Source organism: Halorubrum sp. SD612 (assembly GCF_002135005.1).
In genome coordinates this window covers 76,336-83,127 of sequence record NZ_NEWI01000001.1, presented here as the reverse complement: position 1 = coordinate 83,127, position 6,792 = coordinate 76,336, and the positions used below count along the sequence as shown (strand labels likewise).

At 68.1% G+C, this 6,792-nt stretch carries 8 protein-coding genes; 3 read left to right on the top strand and 5 right to left on the bottom strand.

Going from position 1 to position 6,792, the window contains the following annotated elements; translation table 11 throughout:
* Positions 1-1,267, top strand: a 1,267-nt coding sequence (locus tag B9G38_RS00405) for a sodium-dependent transporter (RefSeq protein ID WP_198945642.1), incomplete at its 5' end; no start/stop codon positions are given.
* Positions 1,268-1,331: 64 nt separating this feature from the next.
* Here the strand turns inward: B9G38_RS00405 and B9G38_RS00400 are convergent.
* From B9G38_RS00400 to B9G38_RS00385, 4 genes are all read right to left on the bottom strand, one after another.
* A complete protein-coding gene (locus B9G38_RS00400) occupies positions 1,332-1,988 on the bottom strand; it encodes an AIM24 family protein (RefSeq protein ID WP_086219111.1) in 657 nt (218 codons plus the stop codon).
* A gap of 123 nt (positions 1,989-2,111) precedes the next feature.
* Positions 2,112-2,777, bottom strand: coding sequence for a cytochrome c biogenesis protein CcdA (locus B9G38_RS00395; RefSeq protein ID WP_004595333.1), 666 nt, complete (start codon positions 2,775-2,777; stop codon positions 2,112-2,114).
* A 16-nt stretch (positions 2,778-2,793) separates the two neighbouring features.
* Positions 2,794-3,339 (bottom strand): TlpA disulfide reductase family protein, encoded by a 546-nt coding sequence (locus tag B9G38_RS00390; protein ID WP_086219110.1) that lies wholly within the window; start codon positions 3,337-3,339, stop codon positions 2,794-2,796.
* Positions 3,336-4,094: an SCO family protein gene (locus tag B9G38_RS00385; protein WP_086219109.1), complete on the bottom strand. Its 759-nt coding sequence runs from the start codon at positions 4,092-4,094 to the stop codon at positions 3,336-3,338. Before B9G38_RS00385 ends, B9G38_RS00390 begins: the two co-directional genes overlap by 4 nt.
* A 207-nt stretch (positions 4,095-4,301) precedes the next feature.
* On the opposite strand from B9G38_RS00385, the gene B9G38_RS00380 reads away from it, so the two are divergent.
* Complete coding sequence (locus B9G38_RS00380) at positions 4,302-4,508, top strand: cold-shock protein (RefSeq protein ID WP_004595330.1); 207 nt, start codon at positions 4,302-4,304, stop codon at positions 4,506-4,508.
* 215 nt (positions 4,509-4,723) lie between these two features.
* Positions 4,724-5,431: a DNA repair and recombination protein RadB gene (gene radB / locus B9G38_RS00375; RefSeq protein WP_086219108.1), complete on the top strand. Its 708-nt coding sequence runs from the start codon at positions 4,724-4,726 to the stop codon at positions 5,429-5,431.
* 126 nt (positions 5,432-5,557) lie between these two features.
* Here radB and B9G38_RS00370 read toward each other — a convergent pair whose 3' ends face one another.
* Entirely contained in the window at positions 5,558-6,697 is a 1,140-nt protein-coding gene (locus B9G38_RS00370) for a CBS domain-containing protein (protein ID WP_049930836.1), read from the bottom strand.
* Positions 6,698-6,792 lie beyond the last annotated feature (95 nt).

Genomic DNA, 6,792 nt, shown 5'->3' with positions numbered 1-6,792 from the left:
GTTCATCACCGGCCAGTACGGCGGATCGTCGTTTCTGATCACCTATCTGGCGTTCGTCGCGCTGATCGGGTTCCCGGCGATCCTCGTCGAGTTCGTCATCGGGCGCCGGACCGACCGGAACCCCGTCGGCGCGCTCCGGGAGCTGGGGAGCGGCGTCTGGTCGTCCGTCGGGTGGCTGTTCGTCGTCACCGGGTTCGTCATCCTCTCGTACTACAGCGTCGTCGCGGGCTGGTTCCTCCGGTACACGCTCATCGGGGCCACGGAGGGGTTCACCGTCGCCGACCCGACGGCCGCGGACGCGCTGTACGAGTCGGTCTCGACCGGGCTCGACGCGCTCGTCTTCCACGCCGTCTTCATGCTGCTCGTCGTCGGGATCATCGCCGCGGGCGTCAGGCGCGGGATCGAACTGAGCGTGAAGGTGATGGTGCCCGCCATCCTCGTGCTGCTCGTCGGACTGGCCGCGTACGGGGTCACCCTCGACGGCGCGAGCGCGGCGTACGCCTACTACCTCTCGCCCGACTTCGGCACGATCGCGGCGAACTGGACGGAGATCCTCCCCGCCGCCGCCGGACAGGCGTTCTTCACCCTCTCGCTCGGGATGGGCGTGATGATAACGTACGCCTCCTACCTCGGCGAGGACCGGAACCTCGCGGCCGACGCCGGGATCATTGCGGCGCTGGACACGCTCGTCGCCGTCCTCGTCGGCTTCGTCGTCTTCCCCGTCCTCTTTTCGATCGGGATCGAACCGGGCGCCGGCGGCCCGCGGACGATCTTTGTGAGCCTCACCGCCGCGTTCGCGGGCATCCCCGCGGGCCGAGTCCTCGGCGTCGTCTTCTTCGGCATGGTCGGGATCGCCGCGCTCTCCTCCGCGATCAGTATCCTCGAGGTGCTCGTCTCCTACCTCATCGACGAGGTCGGTGTCGCCCGGGTGCCCGCGTCGGCCGCGCTCGGAGCCGCCGTCTTCCTGCTCGGCGTCCCGGTCACGATCGACTCGATCTTCCTCGGCCTGTACGACGGGCTCGCGGACGGGATCCTGCTCGTCCTCGGCTCGCTGCTGCTCGCGCTGTTCGTCGGCTGGGTGATCCCGGACGTCGGCCGCGAGGAGCTCAGAAAGGGGATCGCTGACGGCGCCGGCCTCGACGCAGTCTGGATCTGGGCGGTCCGGGTCCCGATCCTGATCGTCGTGGTCGTCGTGCTGTACCTCGGCGTCGTCGACTACGTCGGCTTCCTCACCGGCGACTTCGCCGGCTGGCTGGCGGCGCGGTAGGGCGGTCCGGAAGCGTCGCCCGATCCGGGTCGCCGCCGGCCGTTCGGTCCGCGGCGGCCTCGCCTCAGGCGTGCTCTTCTCGCGGTTGGACCACGACGAAGCCGCCGGAGCCGTCGAAGCGCATCTGGTAGCGCTCGCCCGACTCCTGGCCGATCATGTCCGAGAGGCTGCGGTTGACCTCCACGTCCGGCGACGTGCCGCTCCACGCGACGGTCGCGCTCGGGTCGGTCGACACCGGCGGTTCGAGGACGATCGGGTCGCCGTGGGTGGTGATCGCGACGTAGCCCGGCCCCTCGAGGTAGACGTTGCTGAAGCCCCCGGCGAGCGCGCCAGCGAGGCTGTCGATCGTGTTGATCTCGTAGGAGAGCGACTCCTCGAAGGCGAGCACGTCCTCGCCGTTGACCGTGATCGACTCGCCGGCGTCGAGTTCGACGACTTGGACCTTCTTGCCGTCGTCGGCGAAGTAAACGTGGCCCTGCCCCTCGACGGCCATGATCGGCGTTCCTTCGCTCGTAGCGGCCTCCTTGAGGAACCCGGTGATACCGCCCTCCGCGGAGGCCTTCCCGGTGAAGGACACGTCGCCCGTGAACGCCACCATCGAGCCGGCCTTCGCCATGACGGTGCCGTCGACATCGACGTCTAGGGTGTAGCTGTTCTCGCCCTGGAACGGTTCCGCGCTGTCGGTCGGTGCGTTCGCGGCGGTGAACTCGTCTAGGTTCATGATACGGGGACCGAACCGATCGGTTCGGCTGTACGGAAGTTCCGCTGTATCGGTTAAGAATCTACGGGACCCGTTTCGGGGAGCGAGACGCGGCCCGTCCGTGTTCGGGAGACGAGTCCGGCCTCAGTACACGACCAGCGAGAGGTACAGCTGGCCGATCCCCGCGACGATCATCACGGCGCCCGCGATCCGCTTCAGCAGTCCCGCGTGGTTCATCACCCGGTTGGCGTTGCTGACGAGACCGACGCCCGTCGCGACGGTCGTCGCGGCCATCAGGACGGCGACAGTTCCGGCGTAGACGCCGAGGAGGAGTACCGCCGTCTCGGACGGAAGCGCGATCGCCCGGGCGACGACGCTGAGAAACACCGGGGCCACACAGCCGGCGCCGGCCAGCGCGTACCCCGCGCCGAAGACGCCGAACCCGAACACGCTCGACCGCCGCTCCGGCAGCGGCACGGATATCGACGGCGCGCGCCCGGAAACCACGAGCAGTCCGAAGGCGATCAGCAGCCCGCCGACGAGCGTCTCGAACACCGTGATGTTCGACAGCGTCGAGTAGCCGATCCGGACGGTCGCGCCCGCGAGCAGCGCGAACGTCGCTAACACGCCGACCGCGGCCGCGATCCCTCGAGCCCCCGCCCCGACGACGGACGCGGAGTCGGCGTCGACGGAGTTCACGTAGAAGCCCACGTATCCCGGCAGGAGCGGGTACGCGCACGGCGAGAAGAACGTTGTCACACCCGCGGTCACGGCCAGCGGGACGTTTGTCGCAAGCGAGACGTCGGTCATGAGTCGGGTCGCCCCGTCATCCGTCGAGCGCCTGCCGTATACCCTCGATGAACTCCTCGGTGGTGTGGGTCCCGGACGTGGCCCAGCGGACGCGCCCAGAGGCGTCAATGGCGCGCGCGCTCGGATACCCGCCGACGTTCAGCCGCGCCGCGAGTTCGGCCGACACGTCCGCCGCGACGAGCCAGTCGCCGTCGTTCTCCCGCCACCAGTCGACCACTTTTTCCTCGCTCACCAAACCGCCGACGTCCTCCGGAGTCACCGAGACGAACAGCACCTCGTCGCCGAGCCTGTCGTGCGCCTCGGCGAGGTCGGGCATCTGGTCGACGCAGGGGTTACAGTACGTCGCGAAGAAATCAATGAACGTGGGTCGGTCGGGTGCGGGAAGCGTCACCTCTCCGTCGCGACTGCCCGGCGCGTCGACCGTGTCGAGCGTCACCGGTCTGATCGACTCGGAGGCGTCACCGCCACCGAGCGCGGCGGGTACTCCACCCGTCGCGACGGCCCCCGCTCCGCCAAGGACGCCGACGCTCGCGAGTCCGGCTAGCAGGTGTCGTCGCCTCACGCCGTGACCACCCGTTGGACGTCGTCGACGAGCCGTTCGATGTCGGTGGCCGGGCCCCTTGGGTACGCCCGCTCGACGATTCCTCGCTTGTTGACGAGCAGGATGAGCCCGTAGTGCGGGAACGCGTACTCCAGGTTCTCGTACTGTTCGCCGCCCGTCTTCTCGATCTTGAGTCCGAAGTGTTCGTCGTGTAACTCCTGCGCCCGCTCGTAGCTCTCGGGACGAAGGAAGTGCCAGTTGCCCGCGTCGAGGTCGACGCCCTGCTGGGCGGCGTACTCGCGGAGCGCCTCTGTTGTGTCACGCTCGGGGTCGAACGTGGTCGGGAGGAAGGCGACCTCGTCACTGTACGGACCCGGACCGATGATCTCTCGAATCCACGACGGCAAGATCGGATACTTCGGATTCGTTCCCGTCGGATCGGCGGCGACCTCCTGCGCGCGCCGCAGCCGGAGGATGAGCGCGGGACAGACGCCGTCGGGGCAGTTGGTGTAGAAGGACGTCCACAGGAACGCGCGCTCGCCCTCGAACTGCGTCGTCGATATCTCCTCGCCCGCGATCGGGTCGGGAACGGTGAACTCGGGCATCTCGTCGCCGTGGATCGGGTGGACCGGCTCGCCGCGATTCTGTTCCGGCGGGCCGAGGATCGTCCCGTCGTCGCCGGAGTCGCCGAGGACGCCGGCGCAGCCGGCCGTGGCGGTCGCGCCGGCGGCGGTTCCGGTGGCGGCGAGCGATCGGAGGAAGTGGCGGCGCTCCATGTCGTTGCCCGAACTACGTAGTCGCTCGTAAATGAACCCCGCGGCTGGTTGCGCGCGGTGAACACGACCGCGACCGCCGCAGACCGGCGAGACGCCCCTGAGAGACGGCCGTACACGGAACATCCCCGATAGACGAACGTCCGGAACCTCCGTGGTACCGTGGCCCTCGCAAGGGTTATCCCCGAACGGGCTGTACGTTTATTCGCAATGGCAAACGGTAAGGTTGATTTCTTCAACGACACTGGCGGCTACGGTTTCATCTCGACTGACGACGGCGACCTCGACGACGACGAAGACGTGTTCTTCCACATGGAAGACGTCGGCGGCCCGGACCTCGAGGAGGGTCAGGAAGTGGAATTCGACATCGAATCGTCCCCCAAGGGACCCCGCGCGACGAACCTCGTCCGCAACTAACCCCCACGTAGCGGACGGCGCGTCCGCACGCACTACCGGATTTCGGCCGTCGTTCGACGCGAATGGCGCCTATCTCCGTTTCTCTCACACTTATCACACCCCGACGAGCGCCGGCTCTCTCCGACGGGGAGTGACTCATTTCGATGTGGGACGGCGCTCTCCCGACGGCGACGCGATCGACCGTTTAAATACGAGCGCGGGCGGATCACTTCACAGTGAGCGATCCGATCCCGACCGGCTGTCGCCCGGTCGACGAGCTGTTGGGCGGCGGCTTCGAGCGCGGCGTCGTCACGCAGGTGTACGGGCCGCCGGCCGCCGGGAAGACGAACCTCGCGCTCGCGGCCGCGGTGGAGGTCGCGGCCGGCGGCGACCGCGCCCTCTACGTCGACACCGAGGGGCTCTCGATCGATCGGTTCGAGCAGCTGGCCGCGGGCCGCGCCGACGACCCGGACACCGACGAGACGGTCGATTCGATCGCCTCGCGGCTCGTGATCTCCGAGGCGTACGACTTCGACGACCAGCGCGAGGCGGTGCGCGACGCCGAGGAGCTCGCCGAGGAGGTCGAGCTGATCGTGTTGGACTCCGCGACGGGCTTCTACCGGCTGGAGCGCGCCGGTGACACCGAGGGCGGCGAGTCGCTCCGGAAGGTCGCGAAGCAGGTGACGCACCTCCTCTCGTTAGCCCGCCGTCACGACATCGCTGTGATCATCACGAACCAGGTGTTCACCGACCCGGACGGCGACCGCGACCGCGCGCTCGGCGGGAACACCCTCAACCACTGGACCGGGGCCATCCTGCGCGTCGACCGGTACCGCGGTGGGAACCGCCGTGCCACCCTCGAGAAGCACCGGTCGAAGCCGGCCGGCGACACCGCGACCTTCCGGATCGTCGGCGACGGACTCGCCGAGGGCTCGGACGCGTGATCGGCGGGGAAGAATGAGACGCAGCGACGGAAACGCACGCCGGAGACGGTCCCGTCCCGGCGGTGCGGTCGGGGTCTGTCGACGGCGACGCGAAGCGCGCGTCCGCCGTCGCGGGTCGCTACCGACTTAGAGGTCGCCGAGCTTCCGGAGGAGCTGGCCGCGGTATTCTTCGTCAGCGTTGACGCCCTTGATCTCCAAGACGTTCCGCTCCAGCTTGTCGAGCGCGACGTGGAAGGCGTGTTCGGCGCCGTACCCCTCGCCGGAGCCACCGACCTGACCCTCGTTGGTGCGGAGGCGGATCTGACACTGGATCAGGGGCGTGCCGCGGAGCTTCTCCTTGTGCGCGTGGAGTCGGACGTGCGCGTGGATGACGTGCATGTCCGCGTACTTGTCGGCGACCTGCTCGATGGACTCAACGATGTGTTCGCGGGAGGTCCCCTCCAACAGGTCGACGTTGGTGATCTGGACGTCCATCGAATCCTGTTCGGTGAACGTGAGCGCGCGCAACACGTCGGTCTTCGTCACCATCCCGGCGACGGTGTCGACGCCCTCGGGCGTGACGACGAGCCCGGAGACGTCGTTGTCGAACATGCGCTCGACGACCGCCTGGGCGGTCTCGGCGTTCCGCGCGGTGACGACGGGGCTCGACATGATGTCGTAGACGGGGATGTCGAGCATCCGGTCGATGTCGCCCGCGCGGTCGCCGCTGCCCTGTCGCTCCTGGTCGCGGACGACGAACTCCACGATGTCGTTCGTGGTGACGACGCCGACGAGGTCGCCGTCGTCGCCGAGGACCGGCAGTCGGGAGACGCCGTTCTCGCGGAGGCGGTTGATGGCGCGCCCGACGCTCTCGGTCTCACCGATGCCGATCACGTCCTCGGTGGCGATCTGGCCGACGGTGATCGCGTCGAGGCTGTCGAGGACGGCCTCGAGGATCTGGTCGACCGTGACGATACCGAAGAGCTTCTCGCCCTCGTAGACGGGCGCGATCTTCACGTCGCCCTCGACGAGGAGCCGGGCGGTCTCGCGGACGTCCTCGTGACGGTCGACGGAGGGCGCCGGCTTCATCACCGCCGACACCTTCGTGTCGTCCTCCATGCGCGAGCGCATGAGCTGTTTCTCCCCGACGACCCCGGCGTACTCGCCGTCCTCGACGACGACGATCCCCTTCGGGTTCTCTCGCTCGAAGATAGAACGGACCTTGGCGAGACGCTCGTCGACGTCGACCTCGACGTATTCCGGCACTGCGATATCAGAGATGTTCATGGTCCGTTCTGAGAGTTCGACGGGACGGGTATTGAAAGTGCGGGAGTTATCGCGCTCGCCGGGGGCGGTCGTCGGCCACGCGCAATCCGCCTGAA